Annotated in this window: 18 protein-coding genes and 1 pseudogene; 13 read left to right on the top strand and 6 right to left on the bottom strand. The window is 72.5% G+C overall.

What is annotated here, in order from left to right; all coding sequences use genetic code 11:
* Positions 1 to 77: 77 nt before the first annotated feature.
* Positions 78 to 1355 carry an ATP-binding protein gene (locus ACFVSU_RS16230; RefSeq protein ID WP_387145059.1) on the top strand — a complete coding sequence of 426 codons (1278 nt, stop codon included), beginning with the start codon at positions 78 to 80 and terminating at the stop codon, positions 1353 to 1355.
* A 220-nt stretch (positions 1356 to 1575) separates the two neighbouring features.
* On the top strand, positions 1576 to 2433 hold the full coding sequence (locus tag ACFVSU_RS16225; RefSeq protein ID WP_387145056.1) for a cation-transporting ATPase: 858 nt from the start codon (positions 1576 to 1578) through the stop codon (positions 2431 to 2433).
* Between the two features lie 99 nt (positions 2434 to 2532).
* Here ACFVSU_RS16225 and ACFVSU_RS16220 read toward each other — a convergent pair whose 3' ends face one another.
* The gene (locus ACFVSU_RS16220) at positions 2533 to 3672 is read right to left on the bottom strand and encodes a Gfo/Idh/MocA family protein (RefSeq protein ID WP_387145053.1); all 1140 of its coding nucleotides are present in this window, start codon (positions 3670 to 3672) and stop codon (positions 2533 to 2535) included.
* A 59-nt stretch (positions 3673 to 3731) separates the two neighbouring features.
* Between ACFVSU_RS16220 and ACFVSU_RS16215 the strand changes: the two genes are divergently transcribed.
* Together ACFVSU_RS16215 and ACFVSU_RS16210 are read left to right on the top strand one after the other, a co-directional pair.
* Positions 3732 to 4358, top strand: coding sequence for a TetR/AcrR family transcriptional regulator (locus ACFVSU_RS16215; protein ID WP_387145050.1), 627 nt, complete (start codon positions 3732 to 3734; stop codon positions 4356 to 4358).
* Between the two features lie 13 nt (positions 4359 to 4371).
* Positions 4372 to 5427 (top strand): FUSC family protein, encoded by a 1056-nt coding sequence (locus ACFVSU_RS16210; RefSeq protein WP_387145047.1) that lies wholly within the window; start codon positions 4372 to 4374, stop codon positions 5425 to 5427.
* Positions 5428 to 5448: 21 nt separating this feature from the next.
* Here ACFVSU_RS16210 and ACFVSU_RS16205 read toward each other — a convergent pair whose 3' ends face one another.
* Both ACFVSU_RS16205 and ACFVSU_RS16200 read right to left on the bottom strand, forming a co-directional pair.
* Positions 5449 to 6201: a YidC/Oxa1 family membrane protein insertase gene (locus tag ACFVSU_RS16205; protein ID WP_387145045.1), complete on the bottom strand. Its 753-nt coding sequence runs from the start codon at positions 6199 to 6201 to the stop codon at positions 5449 to 5451.
* 87 nt (positions 6202 to 6288) lie between these two features.
* Positions 6289 to 6657, bottom strand: coding sequence for a DUF6412 domain-containing protein (locus tag ACFVSU_RS16200; RefSeq protein WP_387145042.1), 369 nt, complete (start codon positions 6655 to 6657; stop codon positions 6289 to 6291).
* A 53-nt stretch (positions 6658 to 6710) separates the two neighbouring features.
* On the opposite strand from ACFVSU_RS16200, the gene ACFVSU_RS16195 reads away from it, so the two are divergent.
* A complete protein-coding gene (locus tag ACFVSU_RS16195; protein ID WP_387145039.1) occupies positions 6711 to 8852 on the top strand; it encodes a DEAD/DEAH box helicase in 2142 nt (713 codons plus the stop codon).
* 77 nt (positions 8853 to 8929) lie between these two features.
* On the opposite strand, the gene ACFVSU_RS16190 is transcribed toward ACFVSU_RS16195, so the two are convergent.
* The gene (locus ACFVSU_RS16190; RefSeq protein ID WP_387145036.1) at positions 8930 to 9526 is read right to left on the bottom strand and encodes a hypothetical protein; all 597 of its coding nucleotides are present in this window, start codon (positions 9524 to 9526) and stop codon (positions 8930 to 8932) included.
* 192 nt (positions 9527 to 9718) lie between these two features.
* Between ACFVSU_RS16190 and ACFVSU_RS16185 the strand changes: the two genes are divergently transcribed.
* From ACFVSU_RS16185 to ACFVSU_RS16160, 6 genes are all read left to right on the top strand, one after another.
* Positions 9719 to 10579, top strand: a complete 861-nt coding sequence (locus ACFVSU_RS16185; protein ID WP_387145033.1) for a sulfurtransferase — start codon at positions 9719 to 9721, stop codon at positions 10577 to 10579.
* Entirely contained in the window at positions 10576 to 11193 is a 618-nt protein-coding gene (msuE, locus tag ACFVSU_RS16180) for an FMN reductase (RefSeq protein WP_387145030.1), read from the top strand. Before ACFVSU_RS16185 ends, msuE begins: the two co-directional genes overlap by 4 nt.
* Positions 11194 to 11352: 159 nt before the next feature.
* On the top strand, positions 11353 to 12384 hold the full coding sequence (locus ACFVSU_RS16175) for a pyridoxal-phosphate dependent enzyme (protein ID WP_387145026.1): 1032 nt from the start codon (positions 11353 to 11355) through the stop codon (positions 12382 to 12384).
* Complete coding sequence (locus ACFVSU_RS16170) at positions 12381 to 13541, top strand: cystathionine gamma-synthase (protein ID WP_387145023.1); 1161 nt, start codon at positions 12381 to 12383, stop codon at positions 13539 to 13541. The genes ACFVSU_RS16175 and ACFVSU_RS16170 overlap by 4 nt, the downstream gene beginning before the upstream one ends.
* 25 nt (positions 13542 to 13566) lie before the next feature.
* A complete protein-coding gene (locus ACFVSU_RS16165; protein WP_387145020.1) occupies positions 13567 to 15612 on the top strand; it encodes an FAD-dependent oxidoreductase in 2046 nt (681 codons plus the stop codon).
* 193 nt (positions 15613 to 15805) lie between these two features.
* The gene (locus ACFVSU_RS16160; RefSeq protein ID WP_387145016.1) at positions 15806 to 17365 is read left to right on the top strand and encodes an SLC13 family permease; all 1560 of its coding nucleotides are present in this window, start codon (positions 15806 to 15808) and stop codon (positions 17363 to 17365) included.
* Positions 17366 to 17728: 363 nt separating this feature from the next.
* On the opposite strand, the gene ACFVSU_RS16155 is transcribed toward ACFVSU_RS16160, so the two are convergent.
* Positions 17729 to 18757 (bottom strand): SDR family NAD(P)-dependent oxidoreductase, encoded by a 1029-nt coding sequence (locus tag ACFVSU_RS16155; RefSeq protein ID WP_387145013.1) that lies wholly within the window; start codon positions 18755 to 18757, stop codon positions 17729 to 17731.
* A gap of 106 nt (positions 18758 to 18863) precedes the next feature.
* On the opposite strand from ACFVSU_RS16155, the gene ACFVSU_RS16150 reads away from it, so the two are divergent.
* Together ACFVSU_RS16150 and ACFVSU_RS16145 are read left to right on the top strand one after the other, a co-directional pair.
* Positions 18864 to 19439, top strand: a complete 576-nt coding sequence (locus ACFVSU_RS16150; RefSeq protein ID WP_387145010.1) for a TetR/AcrR family transcriptional regulator — start codon at positions 18864 to 18866, stop codon at positions 19437 to 19439.
* A gap of 42 nt (positions 19440 to 19481) precedes the next feature.
* Positions 19482 to 19805, top strand: a complete 324-nt coding sequence (locus ACFVSU_RS16145; protein ID WP_387145007.1) for an ATP-dependent DNA ligase — start codon at positions 19482 to 19484, stop codon at positions 19803 to 19805.
* 143 nt (positions 19806 to 19948) lie between these two features.
* On the opposite strand, the pseudogene ACFVSU_RS16140 reads toward ACFVSU_RS16145, so the two are convergent.
* Positions 19949 to 20248, bottom strand: a pseudogene (locus ACFVSU_RS16140) (hypothetical protein); the annotation flags it as partial.
* Between the last annotated feature and the right edge of the window lie 79 nt (positions 20249 to 20327).

Genomic DNA, 20327 nt, shown 5'->3' with positions numbered 1-20327 from the left:
TGCTTAATACGACTGTCCGAGCCTTTCCCCCGTGGGTAGCCTGAGGCGACCCACCTCGCACCGAAGGGAGTCCGGGCATGGCAGGCTGGCGCATCCGCGACTATCACGCCGACGACGTCGACGGCATCCTGCGGCTCTGGGAGCAGGTCACCGCCGAGGGCGTCGAGCCGGTCTACAGCCTGTCCGAGGTGCTCGCCTCGTGCGCGAAAGACCATGCGGTGGTCGCGGTCATGGGCGAGCAGGTCGTCGGCGCCGCGATCGGCCGCGCCGCGCACGCGCAGGGCTGGGTGGTGTTCCTCGCGACCGCCTCCCACCTGCGCGGAGCGGGCATGGGCTCGTCGCTGCTGTCGGCGCTCGAGGCGCGTATGGCGCCGCAGGGCATCTCGAAGCTGTCGGCGCTGATGCCCGCCGTCGAGACGCGAGTGGGGGCGTTCCTCCGCCAGGGGTTCGCCCTCAAGCAGGACCTCCACTACTTCGAGCGGCACATCCCCGTGCAGCGCGAGGAACTCAAGCGCCTCGCGGAGCTCGGAGGTCGCGTGCTGCCCCGCGGGCTCTGGGACGCGGTCGGCGGCATGAACACGGAGAAGGAGCTCCTCGAACGCCGCGTGGTGCTGCCGCTGGCGCAGTCCGAACTCGCCGAGCGGTTCGGCGTGGTGCCGCCGCGCGCGATCGTGCTGTTCGGGCCGCCCGGCACCGGCAAGACGACGTTCGCCAAGGCGATCGCCTCCCGCCTGGAGTGGTCGTTCGTCGAGGTCTTCCCCTCCCGCCTCGCGTCGCACCCGGGAGGACTCGCCGGCGCGCTGCGCGAGACGTTCGCGACGATCGCCGAGCTCGAGCACGCCGTGGTCTTCATCGACGAGGTCGAGGAGATCGCCTCGCACCGCCAGGGCGAGCCGCCCTCGCCCACGCAGGGCGTGACGAACGAGTTGCTCAAGATCATCCCCGCCTTCCGCGAGCAGCCCGGACGCCTCCTGATCTGCGCGACGAACTTCATCAGATCATTGGATGCCGCGTTCCTCCGGCACGGCCGCTTCGACTACGTGATCCCGATCGGCCTTCCCGACGAGCAGGCTCGTGACGCCATCTGGCGCCGGTATGTTCCGGAGGCCGCGGTCGGCATCGACGTGCCCGAGCTCGTCGCGATGACCGACGGGTTCTCGCCCGCCGACATCGAGTTCGCCGCGCGCAAGGCGTCGCAGTCCGCGCTCGAGAACGCCGTGGACTCGGGCGCATCCGAGCCCGAGGGCCCGTTCATGGCCGACTACACCGCGGCGATCGCGGGCACGCGGGCAACGGTCTCGGCCCAGGTCGCCGCCGACTTCCTCGAAGACATCGAGACGGTCGGCCGCCTGTAGCGGAATCGATCAATCTGCTGAGAGTGGCGGGGTCCGGGCCCGGAGCGGCCGTCGGCGCGCCGGCCTCACCCTAGGCTGGATCGCACAAGGGGAGTACTCCCGCCAGCGGCACGCTCGTCATTACGGATCCAGCGCCGGATCCCGGGCTGCCGGCCCTCCGGGGCGGAGGAGACCTTGGCGTTCTTCATCACGCCATGTCTCCCATCCGGAAGGAAACCCCATGAGCTCGCTCAACCGTCTCTTCGGCCTCGCCGCGAAGGCCCTCGACTCGTCCGGTTCGTCGAACGCCAAGCCCGGCGGCGGCACGGACTGGCGTTCGATGGTGCGCGAGGTGGCCGGAGCCGTCACCGGTGACGGGCGACCCGCGGCCTCGTCGCCCGCGACCGCCCCGGCGGCGCCGCCGGCCGCCTCCGCACCCGCGGCGCCGATCGGGCTCACCCCACCTGCTGCGCCCGCCGCCGGTGCACCGCGTTCGCTCGCGACCCCGGCCGACCGGGCTGCGATCGCCCGCTACGAGTACCTGCTGCAGACCTCCGACCCGCACCAGGTCGAGGCCATCCACCGAGAGGCCTTCGCGCGTCTCACGCCGGAGCAGCGGGCGCAGGTGCAGGCCGGGATGCGCGCCGAGCTGCGTCCGGCCGAACAGCCGCGCTCCGCCGAGGCCCCCGACCTCGCGCGCGCCGCGGCGCGCACCGAGGCGGTGCGGCCCGGGGCGATGGCGGGCCTGCTCGCGCGGGTCGGCGGCGGCGGACGCGGTGCGTCCACACCCGGCGGCATGGCGCGCGGCGCGGCACTCGCGGGTGCCGGAGGGATGCTCGGCGCCGTCGCCGGAGCAGCCGTGGTGAGCGCCGTCGCCGTCCCGCTCCTGGCGCAGGCGGCGACGCTGGGCGTGGACTTCGACACGATCGCCGGCGGTGTCGACCTCGACGCGATCGCGGGCGGTGTCGACTTCGGCGGCGCGGGCGACCTCATCGCCGGAGCCTCCGACCAGCTCGCGGGCGCCGGCGAAGCGGTCACCGGCATCGGCGAGCAGATCTCGAACTTCGAGCTCCCCGGTCTCCGCGACCTGTTCGGCTGACACCACGGAGATCGCGGATGCCGCGGGCCGCGGCATCCGTCACCCCCTGCGCGAGACCCCCTGCCGAGCGGCAGGGGGTCTCGTGTGAAGCGGGATGCGTCAGAGCGTCGCGGCCAGCGGGTCGAAGTCCGCGGGGAGCGAGCCGACCTCGCCGAGGGTGCTCTCGACGTCGACGTAGGTGCGCGACGCCGCGGCCTCCTCGATCGACAGCAGGGTGTCGAGCACGTGATACCCGAACTCGCCGGTGGCGATGTGCGGACGGCCGTCGCGGATGGAACGGGCCATGTCGAGCAGGCCCAGGCCGCGGCCGGTGAGCACACCCTCCTGCGGAACCTCGACGACCTCCTGGACGCGCGATGCGGGCGGCGCCATCTCGGTCAGGGGACGCGTGATCGTGATCGGCCCGCCGAAGTAGTTCGGGTCGGGGATGACGATGGTGCCCTCGGTGCCGTTGATCTCGAAGACGCCGTGGCGCAGGAGCGGCGAGTCGGTGCTGTACAGGCTCTGGGCCTGACCGCCCTGCTCGAAGTCCATCAGCACCGACAGGGTCGACGGGATCTCGACCGGGAACTCCTGACCGGCGAGCTCGCCGACCTGCACCTTGCGGGTGGGGGAGCCTTTCAGGCCGAGGGCCGCGACCGACGCGACGGGGCCGAACACGTGCACGAGCGCCGACACGTAGTACGGACCCATGTCGAGGAGCGGTCCGCCGCCCTTGGCGTACAGGAACGCGGGGTTCGGGTGGAAGATCTCGGGGCCCTGCCACTGGAACGAGGTCGATGCGAACAGCGGGCGCCCGATGTCGCCACGCGCGATCGCGCGCTTGGCCGTCTGCACACCCGGGCCGAGAACGGTGTCGGGCGCGACGCCGACGCGCAGGCCCGCAGCATCCGCCGCCGTGAGAAGCCGCTGCGACTCCTCGCGGTCGATGCCGATCGGCTTCTCGGTCCAGACGTGCTTGCCGGCCGCGATGATCGCCAGCGAGACCTCGACGTGCACCGCCGGGATGGTGAGGTTCACGACGATGTCGACGTCGGGGTCGTTCAGCACGAGGTCGATGCCGCCCGCGTGGGGCACGCCGTAGGTCGAGGCCTGCGCCTTCGCGCGGTCCTCGAGGAGGTCGCCGATCGCGATCACGCGCACGTCGGGGAAGCTCGACAGGTGCGTCAGATACTGGTCGCTGATGTTGCCGGCGCCGATGATGCCGACGCCGACGGCTCCGGAGGAAGACGTGGTCATCGCCAAACGGTACCACGAAAACCTCCATGTGGAGGTTTTTCTTCGGTAGCATGGTCCGCATGGCCGAAGCGGAGCAGCAGCCGACCCCGCGAGGGTCGTACGCGAAGGGCGTCGCCCGTCGCCAGGAGATCCTCGATCGCGCCATCGAGGTGTTCGCCAAGCGCGGCTCGGACCGGACCAGTCTGCGCGCGATCGCCGAGGAGGTCGGCGTCACGCACGCCGCGCTCAAGCACTACTTCGGGTCGCTCGAGGAGCTCCTGATCGCGGTGTACCGCCAGTCGGAGTCCCGCGGCGAGGACTGGGAGCCCGTCCCTCCCGATGTGACGCCCACCGAGCTCCTTCGCCGCTGGAGCGACGCCAACCACGAGGTGCAGGGGCTCGTGCAGCTGTACTCGTCGCTCGTCGCATCGGCGCTCGAGGAAGGGCACCCCGCCGCGCGCGAGTTCGCCACGGAGCGCTTCGTCCGCGTGCGCGCCGAGATCGCCGAACGGGTGCGCCACAACCAGCGGGCGGGTCGCATCCGGGCCGACGTCGACCCACTGGCCACCGCCGCGCTCGTGATCGCGGCATCCGACGGTCTGCAGACCCAGTGGCTGCTCGACCCCGACGCTCCGCAGGACGCCGCCCTCGCGCTCCTCGACCAGCTGCTCTCGGAGCCGGCCTCGGCCGAGCGCCCGACGGTCTGAGACGGGAGGACGGATGCCGCAGCACAGCGCCGGCCGGCGGTTCGCGGCCGACCTGGGCCACGCGGTGTCGAGTCTGTTCCGTCTCGCGCCGGCGCCGGCGCCACGCTGGGCGATCGGCCTGCGCGCGGCGATCGCCATGGCCGTGCCGATCGCGGTGATGACCGTGCTCGGGCGCGCCGATCTCGGCTTCCAGGCGGCGACCGGCGCGTTCGTCGCGCTCTACGGGACGCACCTCCCGGTCCGCGAGCGGGCACGGGTCGTGCCCTTCGTGGCGGCGGGGCTGCTCGTCGCGGCGGTGCTCGGCGCCCTCGCAGGACCGTCGCCGACCTGGACGCTGATCGGGCTCGCGATCGTCGCGCTCGCCGCAGCCGTCGCGATGTTCGGCTTCGCCGTCGGTCCGCCCGGCCCGCTGTTCGTCGTGCTCGTCTACGGGCTGTCGGCGCACATCGTGGCGTCGGGAGCGGATGCCGCCGCCTTCGTCGCCGCGGTGGCCTGCGGCATCCTGTTCGCCTCCGTCGTGTCGCTGGCTCCGCTGGTGCTGGCGAGCCGCCGCCGGGTCGCCGCGAGGCCGCTGCGCGAGGTGCTGCCCGGCCCGGCATGGCCACCGGGGGAGCGGATGCTCGTGATCCGCGTCGCCCTCGTGACGGTGGTCGGGATCGCGGTGGGACTGTTCGTCGACCCCGATCGCGCCTACTGGATCGTGGGCGCCGCCATCGCGGTCGTCGGTGTCGCCGCCGACCGGCGGGCCGCCTTCAGCCGCGGGCTGCACCGCATGATCGGCACGATCCTCGGCGCGGGCGTCTACCTGCTGCTGGCGCCGCTGCCGATCCCGGCGCTGTGGCTCGCGCTGCTCCTGGGCGTGCTGCAGTTCACGATCGAGCTGTTCGTGGTGCGCAACTACGCCCTGGCCCTCGTCTTCATCACGCCGCTGGTCCTCCTGCTCACGGGCGCGGCGACGGGCGCCGTCGACACGGTGGCGGTCGCGACCGAGCGCGTGATCGACACGCTGGCGGGCGCCGCGCTGGGCGCCGTGAGCGGCGTGCTGCACGCGCACGACGAGCGGGCCTGATCCGGAACGGATGCCGCGGGCTCATGCCGTCGCGAGGGGATAGACCCTCCGCAGCACGACGCGCTGCACGAGGGTCCACGCCACCGTCGTGGCGAGGTAGAGCGCGGCGGCGAGCGGCACGAAGAGGGCGAACACCGCGGTCGTGAACTGCAGCGCCCCGGCGAGCCTCGCCATGCCGGCACCGGCCAGGGGCGCAGCATCCGGTGTCGTGTCGATCTGCGGGCGGAACGCTCGCCGCGTGATCTCGGCGACCGCGATGATGACCGCCAGCACTCCGGCGAACACCCCGAGGGTGGCGGCCGAGGTCGTGCCCGCGGCGATCGCGCTCACCAGGCTCGTGCCGAGTGGGACGGTGAAGAGCTCGTGCGCGAGCAGCGCGTTGGCGTGTCCGGCGATCGCGGTGTGGAGGAAGAGCGCGTAGACGATCGCCACGACCGGCGCCTGCGCGAGCATCGGCAGGCACCCCGCGAAGGGCGACGCCTTCTCGTCGGAGTAGAGCTTCATCGTCTCGCGCTGGAGGCGCTCGGGGTCCTTCTTGTGGCGGCGCTGCAGGTCTCGCAGCTTCGGTGCGAGGCGGCTGCGGGTCTGCTCGGCCTTCGCCTGCGCGATCCCCGCGGGGATGAGCGCCGCGCGTACCAGCAGCGTCAGGACGATGACGGATGCTGCGGCCGCCGCGGATCCGGCGAGAGGTTCGAGCAGGGCCGCGACGCCCATGAGCAGGGAGTAGGCCGCGTCGAGGATCGCGGCGACAGGCGGGAAGGCGTAGAGGTCCATGGAGATGTCCGTTCGTCGGGTGCTGTTTCGCGGCATGCGGCCACGAAGGCACCGGCGAGCGGTCCTCGAGGGGAACGGGCGTCGGGGCTACGCGGCCAGGGCCGCGGAACCCGGGGCGCGCGGACGGGAGTGCCCGGGAGCGTCGGGGTGGGATGCGGTGAGCCTGGTCGCGTCGGCGATCGCGCGGCGGGGACGGGCCGCGGTGGCGATCGTGCGCGCCGGGACGAGGAAGACGGCGATCGCGACGGCGAGGAGGGCCAGCGTCGCGGCGACGGCGACCGCGATCACGAGGGCGCCGGTTTCGGGCTGGGCCGCGGGCGCGACCTCGAACAGCGAGCGCGCGGCGGCGCCGAGCAGTTCCATGGCGGGGCGCAGGGCGGCCGCGAGAACCTCGACGACGAGGCGCAGCACCGCGACGATCGTCTCGAGCACGCGCACCTCCCTCGTCGCCGCCACGGTAGCACGGGGCCGGGAGACCGGGTCGGGACGCCGGCACGGGTGTCAGGACCATGGGGCAGGCTGGGAGGGTGACAGCGACCACGACGACCCGCACCGAAGCCCTCGAGGTGCTGCGCACCCTCGTCGGACGCGACGACGCCGACTTCCACGAGGGGCAGTTCGAGGCGATCGAGGCGCTCGTCGACGAACGCCGTCGTGCGCTGGTCGTGCAGCGGACCGGGTGGGGCAAGTCGGCCGTGTACTTCGTGTCGACGCTGCTCCTGCGTCGGCGCGGGGCAGGACCGACCGTGCTCGTGTCGCCCCTGCTGGCGCTGATGCGGGATCAGATCGCCGCGGCCGCGCGCGCCGGGGTGCGGGCCGTGAAGATCGACTCGACGAATGCGCACGAGTGGACCGACGTGCTCGCACAGCTCGACCGCGACGAGGTCGACGTGCTGCTCGTGTCGCCCGAACGCCTCAACAATCCTTCGTTCCGCGACGAGCAGCTGCCCCAGCTCGTCGCCCGCATCGGCCTGCTGGTCGTCGACGAGGCGCACTGCATCAGCGACTGGGGTCATGACTTCCGCCCCGACTACCGTCGCCTGCGCGATCTCATCGCACGCATGCCCGCGGGCGTGCCGGTGCTCGCGACCACCGCGACCGCCAACAGTCGCGTGGTGGCCGACGTCGCGGAGCAGCTCGACGCCGGTATCGCGGAATCGGATGCCTCGGCGCAGGGCGTGCTCACCATCCGCGGCGCGCTCGCGCGGGCGTCGCTGCGGCTCGGCGTGCTGCGCCTGCCCAACTCTCCGAGCCGGCTCGCCTGGCTGATCAGCCACCTCGGCGACCTGCCGGGATCCGGCATCATCTACACGCTGACGGTGGCTGCGGCGAACGACACGGCACGGCTGCTGCGCGAGCGGGGATACGACGTCCGCGCGTACACCGGGCAGACCGACACCGACGAGCGTGAGGAGTCCGAGGCGCTCCTGAAAGACAACCGGGTCAAGGCGCTCGTGGCGACGAGCGCGCTCGGCATGGGATTCGACAAGCCCGACCTGGGCTTCGTCGTCCACCTCGGAGCGCCGTCGTCGCCGGTGTCGTACTACCAGCAGGTCGGTCGCGCCGGTCGCGCCACCGACTCCGCGGACGTGCTGCTGCTGCCGGGCGTCGAGGACCGCGAGATCTGGCACTACTTCGCGACCGCGTCGATGCCCGACCGCGAGCGTGCCGAGCGGGTGCTCGCCGCGCTCGCCGTCGCGGGCGGACCGCTCTCGACGCCCGCGCTCGAGGCCGTGGTCGACATCCGCCGCACCCCGCTCGAACTGCTGCTGAAGGTGCTCGACGTCGACGGCGCGGTCGGCCGCGTGCGCGGCGGCTGGATCGCGACCGGCGAACCGTGGACGTACGACGAGGAGCGCTACCGCCGCATCGCGGCCGAGCGCGTCGCCGAGCAGCAGCACATGATCGAGTACGAAGAGACCTCCGGCTGCCGCATGGAGTTCCTGCAGCGCTCCCTCGACGACGATTCGGCGGCGCCCTGCGGGCGCTGCGACAACTGCGCCGGCGCGTGGTTCCCGACGGCGATCGCCTCGGGAGCGACGGATGCCGCGGCCGCCGCCCTCGACCGCGTCGGGGTGCCGATCGAGCCGAGGCGGCAGTGGCCGACCGGTGCCGACAGGCTCGGCGTGCCGGTGAAGGGCCGCATCGCCGCGGACGAGCAGGCCACGGAAGGGCGCGCGCTCGCGCGTCTCACCGACCTCGGCTGGGGCGGCGCGCTGCGCGACCTGTTCGCGGCAGGAGCGGCCGACGTGCCCGTACCGCAGAACGTGCTCGCGGCGTGCGTGCGCGTCCTCGCGGAATGGGGCTGGGAGACCCGCCCCGTCGCGGTCGTCGCGATGCCGTCGCGCACGAAGCCGCAGCTCGTCGACTCGCTCGCGCGCGGCATCGCCGAGATCGGCCGGCTGCCGTTCCTCGGCGCGCTCGACCTCGTCGATGGCGGGCCTACCGGGCAGCCCGGCGGCAACAGCGCCTTCCGCGTCGCGGGGGTCTGGGGCCGGTTCTCCGCCGCCGGGCTCGACATCCCCGCGGGCCCCGTGCTCCTCGTCGACGATCGCGTCGACAGCGGCTGGACCCTCACGGTCGCCGCGCGCGAGCTCCGCCGCGCGGGCGCGACCGGGGTGCTCCCCTTCGCCCTCGCCCTCCGCGGCTAGCGTTCACCCGTCCGGTCTCCGGTCGTTGAGCGAGCGAGGAACGAGCGAGACGAAACGCCTCGAGCGCGGCGCAGAACTCAGGTCTCGGTCGGGGGCTTCGGTCGCGGTCGCCGCACGATGAGGTAGATCACGGCCGCCGCGACGAGCAGCACCACCAGGACGACCCAGGGCACCCAGTTGATGGGCGCGGCGGCGTTGTCCCCCGCCTCGGCCGTGGGTGAAGGTGTCGCGGACGGGGTGGGTGTCGGCGTCGGCGTCGGCGTGGGCGTCGGGGTCGGAGTCACAGTCGGTTCGGGAGTCGGTGTCGCCGTCGGCTCGGGCACCACGGTGGGCACCGGCACGGGCGTCGTGGGCTCGGCCGTGGGCTCCGGCACCACGGTCGGCTCCGGGGTCGGCTCGGCCGTGGGCTCGGCCGTGGGCTCCGGGGTCGGTGCGGGGGAGCGCGTCGGCAGCACCCTCGTGGGCTCCGGTGTCGGCTCGACCGTCGGCTCCGGGGAGGTCGTCCGCGTGGGCAGCGTGGTGGGAAGGGCGGTCGGCAGCGCGGTCGGAACGGGGATCCCGCCGTTGCCGCAGCCGGCGAGGAGCGTGAGCCCCGCCGCGATGGCGAGTCCTGCCAGCAGCCGGGCCGCGCGCCGCGGAGCCCGGGAATCACGTGTCGCGCGAGGGTGCGGCATCCGTTCCTCCATCGGTTCTGGCGGAATCGTACGGCCGCGCGCGCGAGCAGACCCGGATTCGGTGCGAGACACACCGCGCGGGCGGCGGGCGCGGCGCCGACACATGACTGCGTGTGACGCCCCGTGTCGTCGTGTCGCGGTGTGTGTCGTCACGACATTCCGCGCGGTCTGCGGCCGGGCGAGCATGGCCGCATGCCTTCCCCACTCATCTCGCCGACCGAGCTCGCCGACCTCATCCGCAGCGGCACCCCGCCGCGGATCCTCGACGTGCGCTGGCGGCTCGACCAGCCCGAGGGCCGGCCGGCGTACCTCGACGGGCACCTGCCCGGCGCGGTCTACGTCGACCTCGACCAAGAGCTGGCGCGCCGCGGCGACCCGCGCGAGGGGCGCCACCCGCTGCCGCCGCGCGCGCAGCTCGAGGCCGCGGCACGGCGGTGGGGCATCCGGGACGGCGACACCGTCGTCGCGTACGACGACGTGCACTCGGTCGCCGCCGCACGCGCATGGTGGGTGCTGACGCGATCAGGGCTGGCGGACGTGCGCGTGCTCGACGGGGGCCTGCGCGGCTGGCTGACCGAGCGCCTCCCGCTCGAGACCGGCGACGTGCTGCCCCGGCCACCGGGAGACGTCGTGCTCGATGAGATCACCGAGGGCGTCGCCGACATCGACGGCGTCGAGGAGTGGCCCGATCACGGCCTGCTGCTCGACGTGCGTGCGCCCGAGCGGTACCGCGGCGACGCGGAGCCGCTGGATCCGGTCGGCGGGCATATCCCCGGCGCGGTGAACCTTCCCACGACCGTGCACCTGACGGCGGGCCGGTTCCGTTCGCCCGACGAGATCCGCGCCGAGTTCGCGGCCGCAGGCGTCGTCGACGGCGTCTCGGTCGCCGCGTACTGCGGCTCCGGCATCGCGGCGACGCACACCGCGCTCGCCGGTGCTCTCGCCGGCATCGACGTCGTGGTCTACCCGGGCTCGTGGAGCCAGTGGTCGCGCTCACGCGGCCGCCTCGCGGCCGTCGGCCCCGCACCGTCGCTGGACGTGGTGCCGGTATGACCGAGGTGCTGCGGGACGCGCCCGCCATTCCGACCATCGCCGACCGCCCGCTGCGCGTGGTGGGGGTGTCGGGCTCGCTCCACGAGCCGAGCCGCACGACGGCCCTGGTGAGGACGATCCTCTCCACCGTCGCGCAGCGCGTCCCCGCCGAGACGGAGCTCGTCGAGGTCGCCGCGCTCGGCGCGGGCTTCGCGGGCGCGCTCACGCGGGAGGACGTCGCTCCCGATGTCGAATCCGCTCTGCAGGCGATCGAGTCGGCCGATCTGCTCGTCGTGGGAAGCCCCGTGTACCGGGCATCCTTCACGGGGCTGTTCAAGCACCTCTTCGACTTCGTGGGCCAGTACGACCTCGTGGGAACGCCGGTGCTGCTCGCGGCGACCGGCGGCGGCGAGCGGCACGCGCTCATCATCGAGCACCAGCTGCGGCCGCTCTTCGGGTTCTTCCAGGCGCTGACGCTGCCGATCGGCGTGTACGCGTCGAACGGCGACTTCACGGACTACGAGGTCTCCTCGCCCGAGGTTGTCCGCCGCGTCGTGCAGGCCGTCGACCGATCGCTGCCGCTCGTCGAGCAGGCGGCGCTCGTCCGTCGATCGGAGTATGTCGCGACCTGGTGATCTGCTGCTTCTCGACGTGATGCGGCCCAGCACATAGACTGGCGCCCGTGTTGACCTGTCGGTGTTGTCGCCCCTGCTGTTGAAGCTCCCGCTTCACGCAGACCTCAGCGACCCCGACAACCTTCCGCGCACACGCGCGGCAACACACCAGGACACAACGTGCGTTACGCCCAGAGCGTGGCCGACCTCGTCGGCGACACCCCCCTCGTCCAGCTGACCCGTGTCACCGACGGCATCGCCGCGACGGTGCTCGCGAAGGTCGAGTACTTCAACCCCGGCGGCTCCGCCAAGGACCGCATCGCGCGTCGCATCATCGACGCCGCCGAACGTGGCGGGCAGCTGTTGCCCGGCGGCACGATCGTGGAGCCGACGAGCGGCAACACCGGCGTCGGTCTCGCGCTGGTCGCCGTGCAGCGCGGCTACCGGATGATCTTCGTCGTGCCGGACAAGTTCGCCGGCGCCAAGGTCGACGTGCTCAAGGCCTACGGCGCCGAGGTCGTCGTGACCGAGACCAGCGTGCCGCCGGAGGACCCGCGCTCGTACTACAGCGTGGCTGACCGTCTCGTGCGCGAGATCCCCGGCGCGTTCAAGCCGAACCAGTTCGCGAACCCCAACGGGCCGCTCAGCCACTACGAGACCACAGGCCCCGAGATCTGGCGGGACACCGACGGACGCGTCACCCACTTCGTCGCGGGCATCGGCACCGGCGGCACCATCACGGGCACCGGCCGCTTTCTGCACGAGGTGTCGAAGGGGGTGGTGCGGGTCGTGGGCGCCGACCCCGAGGGGTCGATCTACTCCGGTGGACCGCTGCACGGCTATCTCGTCGAGGGCGTCGGCGAGGACTTCTGGCCCGAGAGCTACGACCCGTCGGTGCCCGACGAGATCCATCGCATCCCCGACGCCGAGTCGTTCGAGATGACGCGTCGACTCGCCCGCGAGGAGGGCCTCCTCGTCGGCGGATCGAGCGGCATGGCCGTCGTCGCCGCGCTGCGGACCGCGCGCGATCTCCCCGCCGACGCGGTCGTCGTCGTGCTGCTGCCGGATCACGGTCGCGGCTACCTCAACCGGTTCTACGACGACGACTGGATGCGCGACCACGGCTTCGACACCGGCGCCGCGGCGCCGGCACCCGGCGCACACCCCGCGCCCGAGGCATCCGGAACCACCCACGAAGGAGCACCCGAATGACCGAGTCCACGAACGACCGCGGCTTCGAGACCCGGGCGGTGCACGCCGGGCAGGCCTTCGACCCGACGACGGGGGCGGTGATCCCGCCGGTGCACTTCTCGACGACGTACGCGCAGGACGGCATCGGCGGACTCCGCGAGGGGTACGAGTACGGACGCAGCGGCAACCCGACGCGCACGGCGCTCGAGACCCAGCTCGCCGCCCTCGAGGGCGGTGCCCACGCGCTGTCGTTCGCCTCGGGCCTGGCCGCCGAGGACGCGCTGCTGCGCGCGGCGCTGAAGCCCGGCGACGAGGTGCTGCTCGGCAACGACGTCTACGGCGGCACGTACCGCCTCATCGCGCGTGTGCTCGGCGGGTGGGGCGTCGGCATCCGCGTCGTCGACATGAGCGACCTCGACGCGGTGCGCGCGGCGCTCGAGGAGCGCCCGGCCCGCATCGTGTGGGTCGAGACCCCCAGCAACCCGCTGCTGCGCATCACCGACATCGCAGGGCTCGCTCGCCTCGGCCGCGAGGCGGGCGCGCTCGTCGTCGTCGACAACACCTTCGCGTCGCCGGCTCTGCAGCAGCCGCTGGCGCTCGGCGCCGACGTCGTCGTGCACTCGACGACCAAGTACCTCGGCGGGCACTCCGACGTCGTCGGCGGCGCGCTCGTGCTCAACGACGACGCGCTGTACGGCGAGGTCAAGTTCCTGCAGTTCGCGGTCGGCGCCGTGTCGGGCCCCCTCGACGCGTGGCTCACGACCCGCGGGATCAAGACGCTGGCCCTGCGTATGCAGCGGCACAGCGAGAACGCGCAGCAGATCGCGGAGTTCCTGTCTGGACACGGCGCGGTCGCGCGCGTCTACTACCCCGGTCTCGCGTCGCACCCGGGCCACGAGCTCGCCGCGCGGCAGATGAGCCGCTTCGGCGGCATCGTCTCGGTGGCGCTGGCGGACGCCGCATCCGCGCGCCGTTTCGCCGAGTCGACGCGCCTGTTCCAGCTGGCCGAGTCGCTGGGCGGCGTCGAGTCCCTCATGAACTACCCCGACGAGATGACGCACGCCTCGGTGCGCGGCACCGAGCTCGCCGTCCCGCCGGAGGTCGTGCGCCTGTCGGTCGGCATCGAGTCGGCGCCGGACCTCCTCGCAGACCTCGACCAGGCGCTCTCAGCGCTCTGAGGAAGGCGGTCGTAGGCTCGAAGGCATGACCGCGAGCCCCGGCATCCGTTCGTCCGTCCTCGCGCAGCCGCTGCGGATCGGCGGCGTCACGGTGCCGAACCGCATCATGCAGACGGCGCACTCGAAGCAGTACTCCGACCGCGTCGAGTCCGACCGCGAGACCGCGTACTACGTGCGCCGCGCGCTCGGCGGATGCGGCCTCTTCGTCGCCGGCAACCACTTCGTGCACCCGACCGGATCGATCCGGGGCTTCGAGGACGCCTTCCGTCCCGAGGGCGTCGCGGCTTCGAAGGGCATGACGGATGCCGTGCACGAAGCCGGTGCGAAGATCTTCGTGCAGCTGAACCACCATGGGGCGCAGGCGCAACCCGACGGGCCGGACGGCCCGCGCACCGTCTATGCGCCGTCGCGGCTGATCTCGCCGTCGACGGGGCACGCGACCCGCGCGACGGACCACGCCGACATCGCCTCGTTCGTCGAGGGCTGGGCGCGGTCGGCCGAGTACGCGCGCGACGGCGGGTTCGACGGCGTCGAGATCCACATGGCGCACGGCTACCTGCTGCACCAGTTCCTCTCGCCGCTCTACAACGCCCGCGAGGACGAGTACGGCGGCGATCTCGAAGGGCGCACCCGGTTCCCGCGCGAGGTGCTGCGGGCGGTGCGCGCGCGGGTGGGCGACGACTTCACCGTGGGCATCCGCATCGTCGCGAACGAGTTCCACCCGGACGGGATCGACGGCGCCGGCATGCGCGAGGTCATCGCGCGCCTCCGTCAGGAGGTCCGGATCGACTTCCTCGACCTCGCCGCCGGCGGCTACCACAACGTGCACTACGTCTTCCCGTCGTCGCCCATGCCGTACGCGTGGCTGCGCGACGACGTCGCCGCGGTCAAAGCCGCCAACCCCGACGTGCCGGTGTTCGGGGTCGGCGCGGCCCGCTCGGTCGAGGAGGCCGAGGACGTCGTCGCCTCGGGCATCGCCGACATGGTCGCGCTCACGCGCGCCCAGATCGCCGACCCCGATCTCGGCCGCAAGCTCATCGGACTCGCACCCGTCGACACGGGGGAGCGCGGCATCCGCCATTGCATCCGGCTGAATCAGGGATGCCTCGGCCGCGGCAGTCGCGGACTCGCGATGTCGTGCACCGTGAACCCGCTCGCCGGCCGCGAACTCGAGCGCGGCGAGCGGCCGCGCGCGGCGTCGCCCCAGCGGTGGGTCGTCGTGGGCGGCGGTCCCGCGGGCATGCGCGCCGCCGTCGAACTCGCGACCGATGGGCACGCCGTCACGCTGCTGGAGCGCGCGGTGGCGCTCGGAGGGCAGTTGCGCCTCGCCCGGCAGGTGCCGGGTCGTGAGAGCGTCGGGCTCCTGGTCGACGACCTCGAGCGCGACCTCGGGACCGCCGGCGTCGACGTGCGGCTCGGCGTCGAGGCGACGGCCGAGACGCTGCGCGGGCTCGGGACCGTCGACGGCGTCGTCGTGGCGACCGGCGCCGTCGCGCCCGCGACGACCTCGCTCGCGCTCGGTGGTGCCTACACCGACGGATTCCCCGCCGAGGGCACGATCGACGCATTCGCCGCGGCGTCGGGGGCGCCGCTCGGCCGGCGGATCGCCGTGGTGGATGCCGACGGCACGGCGTACGCCGCCGGCATCGTGCTGAGCCTGCTCGACCGCGTCGACGAGCTCGAGCTGATCACCCCCTTCGAGACCGTGTTCCCGCACATCGGCGCCGGGTACGACCGGCCGCTGCTGCTCGAGCGTCTCGGCGCGCACGGAGGCTTCCGCCGGAGCGTCGCGCACCGCGTCGAGAGCATCGAGGCGGGCGCGGTGACCGTGCGCGACATGCTCACCGAGGCCGCGGACGCGATCCCCGGCGTGGACGCGGTCGTGGCGATCGAGCCGCGAGCTGCGGTGGGGGTCCCCGGCCTCGCGACGGACACCGGGGCCGCAGCATCCGGATCCCCTCGTGTCGTCGTGATCGGCGACGCCTTCGCGCCCCGCACCATCGACGCCGCGATCTTCGAGGCCGTCGAGCTCGCCTACGACGTCGCCGGGCTCGCAACCCTCCGCGGCTGAGCTCCGCGCCTGGGGAGCAGCATCCGTCCATCCGTCCCCTCCCGTTTCGACAGGTCAACCGGGGTTCCGCAGGAGTCCTCCCCCGCCGACGCCCCTGTCGAGGCCCGGTTGACCTGTCGAAGCCGGCGCCTCGGACACGGGCCCAGAGACGCCGACCCCGAACCGCCGGAAGGGCGGTGGCTACGCTGGGCGGGTGGACCCCGTCACCGCAACGCTCGTCATCCTCGTGCTCGCGGTGATCGCGTTCGTGAGCAATCGCGTGCCGATCGGAGTGGTGGCCATCGGCGTCGCGCTCGCGCTCTTCTTCACCGGGGTGCTGACGCTGCCGCAGGCGCTCGCGGGGTTCGGCGATCCGACGGTGCTGTTCATCGCCGGGCTCTTCGTGGTGAGCGAGGCGCTCGACGGCACGGGCGTCACGGCGTGGGCGGGGCAGAAGGTGATCGGCCGTGCCGGCACGAAGCGGACCACCCTGCTGGTCGTGATCGCGCTGCTCGTCGCCGGGCTCACCGCCCTGATCAGCATCAACGGCGCGGTCGCCGCACTGCTGCCGCTCGTGGTCGTCGTCGCCGCCCGCGCAGGCATCGCGTCGTCGAAGCTCCTCATGCCGCTCGCGTTCGCGGCATCCGCGGGGTCGCTGCTGCTGCTCACCGGCACGCCGGTCAACATCATCGTCTCGGAGTTCGCCGCGGCGGCGGGCGGGCGCGAGTTCGGGTTCTTCGAGTTCGCGCTGGTCGGCATCCCGGTGATCCTCGGCACGGTCGCGATCCTCCTCGTCGGAGGTGCCCTCGTGCCCGAGCGCAAGGGCGCGCTCATGCCGCTCGACCTCGTGCGGCACGCCCGCCTGCTGCGTCAGCAGTATTCGCTCAGCCTCGACACGGGCATGCTGCTCGGCCCCGAGACCGGCGTCACCGAGGTGGTCGTGGCACCCCGGTCGCCCCTCATCGGCAAGCACGTGTGCGCCGGCATGACAACGCCCGACGGCGACCTCGTCGTGCTCGCGGCCCGTCGAGGCGACGAGCAGCTCAAAGGCACCGAGTTCGTCGTGCAGGCCGGTGACGCGCTGCTGCTGCAGGGCGCGTGGGACGACCTGACGCGCCGAACGAGCGATCCGGGCGTGCTCGTCGTCGACGACCCCGCACAGCTGCGCCGGTCGGTGCCGCTCGGCAAGGGCGCGAAGCGCGCGATCGGCATCCTGCTCGCGATGATCCTGCTGCTCGCGACGGGGCTGGTCCCGCCCGCGGTGGCCGCGCTGCTGGCGGCCTGCGCCCTGGTGCTCACCCGCACGGTCACCGTGACGCAGGCGTACCACTCGATCTCGTGGACCACCGTCGTCCTCATCGCGGGCATGATCCCGCTGTCGACCGCGTTCATCAGCACCGGCACGGCGGACCTCGTGGCGAACTGGATGCTGTCGTTCCTCGGCGACGCCGGGCCGCACGTCGCCCTGCTCGCACTCTGCGGGCTGACGGTGGTACTCGGACAGCTCATCAGCAACACCGCGACGGTGCTCATCGTCGCGCCCATCGCGATCTCGGTCGCGCAGTCGCTCGACCTCTCGGTGCAGCCGTTCATGATGGCGCTGACCGTCGCAGGTGCGGCCGCGTTCCTGACCCCGATCGCGACGCCCGCGAACCTCATGGTGATGGAGCCCGCCGGCTACCGCTTCGGCGACTACTGGAAGCTCGGCCTCCCGCTGGCCCTGTTCTTCCTCGTCGTGGCGGTCTGGTACGTGCCGCTCGTCTGGCCGTTCTGAGGTCGCAGGTTTCGGCGACTAGCCACGGATCGTGGCGTCGAGGGCTCGGTTTTGGCGACTCGCCAGAACGTCGCGGTGTGGGCGGGTGTGGCGACTCGCCACGGATCGTGGCGTCGGGGCACGGTTTTGGCGACTCGCCAGAACGCCGCGGTGTGGGCGGGTGTGGCGACTCGCCACGGATCGTGGCGTCGAAGGCTCGGTTTTGGCGACTCGCCAGAACGCGGCGTTGGGGCCGGTGTGGCGACTCGCCACGAAGCGGGCCGCCGGGTGCAGGGTCTTGGCGACTCGCCAAAAGGGGCCTGGAGCACAGTGCGACGCCCCGGCGGACCCGCGGTTCGGGTCCGCCGGCGCGTCGCGGTGGGGTCAGGCGGCGGACCAGCCGCCGTCGCTCGCCAGGTTCTGGCCGTTCACGTTGACGCCGTCATCGCTCAGCAGGAACGTGATCGACGCGGCGAGGCGGTCGGCGGCGACCGGAGGCGTCATGACCGCCATGCCGGCGCGCACGCGGTCGGCGCCGAGCGGCGAGTTGAACTTCGCCTCGATGTTGGTGATCACCGCACCCGGGGCGACCGCGTTCACGCGGATGCCGCTCGGGCCGTACATGAACGCGCTCGACTTGGTGAGGCCGACGACCGCGTGCTTCGACGCCGTGTAGGCGGCGCCGGCGGAGGATCCGCGAAGGGATGCCTCGGACGAGGTGTTCACGATCGAGCCGCTGCCCTGCGCGAGCATGGCGGGGATGACGGCGCGCATCAGCTTCATCGTGCCGGTGACGTTCACGCGGAAGACACGGTCCCAGACCGCGTCGGTGACGTCGCCGACCGGGGTCATGTCGTCCATGATCCCGGCGATGTTCGCGAGGGCGTCGATCCGGTCGCCGGCCGCCTCGATGATGCGGGCCACGCCCTCGTCGTCGGTGATGTCGGCCGTCAGAGCCACCACGTCGGCGCCGGCGTGGGCGGCGACGAACTCGTCGAGGCGGTCCTGGCTCACGTCGACGGCGATCACGCGACCCCCCTCGCGCGCGACGCGCGACGCGGTGGCGCGGCCGATGCCGGAGCCGGCGCCCGTGACGATGACGGTCTGGCCGGTGAAACGCCCGGCGGTGACCTTCTCGGCCCACTCGGCCTTCGGGGTCTCGGCGGCGTCGACCTCGGCGGGGACGCCGTCGGGGTTGACCTGCGCGACGAGTGCGTCGAGGGCGGCCTGCGGGAAGGCGCCGCCGCTCATCGCGACGAGGTTGCTGATCGGCAGGCCCGCGATGGGGGCGAGAGTCTCCGCGGTCTGGCCGCCCTGGGCGAGCAGACCGCGCAGTGCGGCGCCGCCGGCGGGGTCGTCGAGCCAGGTCTGGATGGTGGATGCTCCGGTCAGGGGAGCGGTGGTGGTGCTCATTTTCTGTCCCTTCTTCATGCAGTTCAGCGGGGCTGCGGGTCCGGGGGATGAGGATCCTTCGGGGCGGCTCCTACCGGACAACTTTGTCCGGTACTAGGCTACACCCGTGCCGAGCACCGCATCCCCCCGTGCGCTCCCTCGCCAGAACCGAGGCCCCGCCGCAGCCGCCGACAACCGCAAGGCGTTGATCGCTGCTGCCCGCGAGGTCTATGCCGAAGGAGGCCTTCAGGCTCCCTTCAGCGCCGTCGCCAAGCGCGCCGGTGTCGGGCAAGGAAGCCTTTACCGTCATTTCCCCGACCGCACCGCCCTCGCCGTCGCCGTCTTCGAAGACAACGTGCGCGACCTCGAGGAGTACACGGCGTCGCCCGATCGCACGATCGACGACCTGCTCGACCGCGTGGTCGATCAGGCCGTCGTGTCGACGGCGTTCATCGAGCTCATCACCGCGGACCTCTCCGACCGCCGGGTCGCGTCGCTGGGCGCGCGATTCCAGGCGCTCGTGGAGCGTCTGGTCGCGCGTGACCGGGCCGCCGGACGCATCGGATCCCACATCGAGACCGAGGACGTGACCCTCGCGACCGGGATGCTGGCGACCGAGCTCGCCCGCGCCGATCCGGCCCAGCGACCTGCGGTCGCGCGACGCGCGCGTGCGCTGTTCGCGGCGGCGTTCGCGCCGCGCTGATCAGCCGTTCGCGCCGTGATGATCCGGCACTAGGCTCCTGCCATGGGCCGGTTCATCTACGACACCAACGCCAACTCGGTCGACATCGACGACCGCACGCTGGCGCATCTGCGCATCGTGATGATGAACAAGCTGCGCCGCTCCGAGCCGTTCATGTTCGACGTCGAGATCGGCGACGGCAGCGGCCGGCGGAGCTTCTGGATCCATCCTTCGGTGCCGATCCAGTTCCACTTCTTCGGCAGTCGTCAGCCGCGCATCAACCGCACCTGGATCGAGGCGCTGATGCTCGCGGCCAGCGGGCCCAACGGCCTCACGATCCTGCCGGAACCCGCGCAGGAAGACGCCCCGCCGCCGACGGAGGGCTGAGCTCAGTCCGCGTCGTCGCCGGGGGTGACTTCACTGCCGCCGACGGTGAGTCGCTCGACATCGAGGTGATCCACGTCGACGTTGCCGAGCGTCACGTCGCGAGCGTCGCCGTCCGGCCCCTCCAGCACGGCGACCGGACCGGTGTCGAAGTGCTCGGCGACGAGCATGATGCCGCCGGTCGAGCTGGCGGAGTTCGCGAGCTCCTCGATCCAGTCCCGGCTGAGCTCGGTGGGCTCGGGATCGTCGAACACGAACCGCAGCGGGATCGACGGATGCAGCCAGATGGTGCTGCGCCCGCGCGGCTGATCGTCCGGATGCTTCCACGAGACCGTGAAGCTCTCGTCGCGCCGCAGCTTGGTCGCGATCACGACCTTCAGGTGCGCGAGTGCGCGGTCTTCGATATGGATCGGCATCCCGCCGCCGCCGTAGTAGATCGTGCCCACGCGCCAACCATAACCCCGCCCCCGGGGAACGGCGAAGGGGTGGATTTCCGCACGTCGATCGTGGTGAAATCCACCCCTC

This window comes from Microbacterium sp. NPDC058062 (assembly GCF_042885375.1).
GTDB lineage: Bacteria > Actinomycetota > Actinomycetes > Actinomycetales > Microbacteriaceae > Microbacterium > Microbacterium trichothecenolyticum_C.
The sequence above is the reverse complement of the archived record's forward strand: the minus strand, read 5'-3'. Positions and strand labels throughout refer to the sequence as shown.

Coding starts and splice junctions, on each gene's coding strand:
- ACFVSU_RS16230 (WP_387145059.1), top strand. CDS start 78: ATGGCAGGCTGGCGCATCCGCGACTATCACGCCGACGACGTCGACGGC.
- ACFVSU_RS16225 (WP_387145056.1), top strand. CDS start 1,576: ATGAGCTCGCTCAACCGTCTCTTCGGCCTCGCCGCGAAGGCCCTCGAC.
- ACFVSU_RS16220 (WP_387145053.1), bottom strand. CDS start 3,672: ATGACCACGTCTTCCTCCGGAGCCGTCGGCGTCGGCATCATCGGCGCC.
- ACFVSU_RS16215 (WP_387145050.1), top strand. CDS start 3,732: ATGGCCGAAGCGGAGCAGCAGCCGACCCCGCGAGGGTCGTACGCGAAG.
- ACFVSU_RS16210 (WP_387145047.1), top strand. CDS start 4,372: ATGCCGCAGCACAGCGCCGGCCGGCGGTTCGCGGCCGACCTGGGCCAC.
- ACFVSU_RS16205 (WP_387145045.1), bottom strand. CDS start 6,201: ATGGACCTCTACGCCTTCCCGCCTGTCGCCGCGATCCTCGACGCGGCC.
- ACFVSU_RS16195 (WP_387145039.1), top strand. CDS start 6,711: ATGGGGCAGGCTGGGAGGGTGACAGCGACCACGACGACCCGCACCGAA.
- ACFVSU_RS16190 (WP_387145036.1), bottom strand. CDS start 9,526: ATGCCGCACCCTCGCGCGACACGTGATTCCCGGGCTCCGCGGCGCGCG.
- ACFVSU_RS16185 (WP_387145033.1), top strand. CDS start 9,719: ATGCCTTCCCCACTCATCTCGCCGACCGAGCTCGCCGACCTCATCCGC.
- msuE (WP_387145030.1), top strand. CDS start 10,576: ATGACCGAGGTGCTGCGGGACGCGCCCGCCATTCCGACCATCGCCGAC.
- ACFVSU_RS16170 (WP_387145023.1), top strand. CDS start 12,381: ATGACCGAGTCCACGAACGACCGCGGCTTCGAGACCCGGGCGGTGCAC.
- ACFVSU_RS16165 (WP_387145020.1), top strand. CDS start 13,567: ATGACCGCGAGCCCCGGCATCCGTTCGTCCGTCCTCGCGCAGCCGCTG.
- ACFVSU_RS16155 (WP_387145013.1), bottom strand. CDS start 18,757: ATGAGCACCACCACCGCTCCCCTGACCGGAGCATCCACCATCCAGACC.
- ACFVSU_RS16145 (WP_387145007.1), top strand. CDS start 19,482: ATGGGCCGGTTCATCTACGACACCAACGCCAACTCGGTCGACATCGAC.